Source organism: Moorena sp. SIO4A1, assembly GCF_010672065.1.
Lineage (GTDB): Bacteria > Cyanobacteriota > Cyanobacteriia > Cyanobacteriales > Coleofasciculaceae > Moorena.
In genome coordinates this window covers 1-1,703 of the sequence record NZ_JAAHHX010000538.1, presented here as the reverse complement: position 1 = coordinate 1,703, position 1,703 = coordinate 1, and the positions used below count along the sequence as shown (strand labels likewise).

General features: G+C 44.1%; 1 protein-coding gene. It reads left to right on the top strand.

The window, feature by feature from the left end; genetic code table 11:
* Positions 1–1,496 (top strand): peroxidase family protein (locus F6K53_RS40350; protein ID WP_293085749.1); only part of this gene is annotated, 1,496 nt, incomplete at its 5' end.
* Positions 1,497–1,703: the final 207 nt, after the last annotated feature.

The window sequence follows — 1,703 nt, the reverse complement described above, 5'->3', positions numbered from 1 at the left end:
CAGGTGCTGATGGAGAACTGATCAGTGGTAAAGGCGCTTTTATGGATGTGGGTTTTCTAGCGGGGGATACACGGGTTAACGAGAACGATAGTTTGGCATCCCAGCATACCCTCTGGATGCGTAACCACAACCGCCTTGCCCAAGAACTTTATCGGTTTCATCCTGACTGGACAGATGAGCAGATATATCAACGCTCTCGCCAGATTAATATTGCTCAATATCAAACTATTGTCCTGTACGAGTGGCTCCCCCAGATGGTGGGTGATGTGATCACTGACTACAGCAGCTATAACTCTGATCAAACCCCAGAAATCACTAGTGAATTCGCCGCTGCTGGTCTTCGTGTTGGTCATACCCAAACTAATAACCGTATAGACACTATTGATGCTGATGGTAATCTCACCAGTTTGCAATTATTAAGAACATTTGGTTCACCCAATATTAATGATAGTAGCGATATAGATAATATCTTGCGCGGTGCGAGTCAAACAATTACTGAAGATGTTGATACTGATATAGTTTTTGACCTGCGCAACGCTTTAGTACCAGGAGCGATCGGATTTGACCTTTACTCTGCTAATCAGCAACGGGGACGAGATCATGGCTTGGCTGACTATAACCAAGTGCGAGCAAGTCTCGGTCTACCACGGGTGACCACTTTTGCCGAAATTACTTCAAATTCAGAGTTGGCAAATACTCTCGAAAACCTCTACCACACTGTAGAAGATATCGACTTATTGATTGGGCTGTTTGCAGAAGATGCTGTTGCTCCATCCAGTGCCGGAGAAACTATTCAAGCAATGCTATGGGAGCAATACGAGCGGATACGGGATGCTGACCGCTTTTGGTTCGAGAGACCGATTGAGGATGGCGGTTTCTTTACCCAAGAGGAAATTGCAGCCATAAAGCAAGTTACGTTTGCTGACATTATCAAGCTCAACACCGAAATTACTACAATTCAAGACAATGCTTTCTTGATCAGCTCCGATAACAATCCCTCCTCTGATGGACTGCTAGATTTAACCGGCTTGTCGGGACAAGCTACAGCAACTGTGACTAGAGAGGCGAAGTATGACAATTTAATTGGCTTTTATGTAATTGCTGATCAACAGGGAACGATAATTGATCCGATCACGGGTCAATCTCTTACTCCTGGCCAAGAGGGTTATGCAGAAGCTGCCATTGATGCCAGCGTGGCTGAATTCAAGGTAGAGGAAAACTTGACCACGGTGAATTTTGATGTTACTCTTCCCAGTGGCTCTATCCTAGCTCCCTACTTGATTACGGATGGGGAATTGGAAGATGTGCAAAATGGTGATGCTGAGGTATTCTTTGCTTTCACAGCTGCTAACAGTGATGGCATGAGCCACATCCTTCAACTTGGAAATAGCAGTGACAACACATTCACATTCGCCTTTGAAGATTTAAGTGGTAATGACAGTGACAAAAGCGATCGCGACTTTAACGATCTAGTGATTGACCTTACCATTTTATAATGGTAAGGTCAATCAGTAATGATTAGAAAAAAACATACCAATTCCAGTAGGGTGGGCAAAGTAATCTAATCGTGAATACTCAGTAAGCATATGCGCTACGCGCATATGCTTAGAATACTCACCCATAACCAAAGGGTTTTTGCCCACCCTACAAGCTACTTCCACTAATCTACTGAGCAGCTAAGCTAAAACTCCTCTGTACAACAG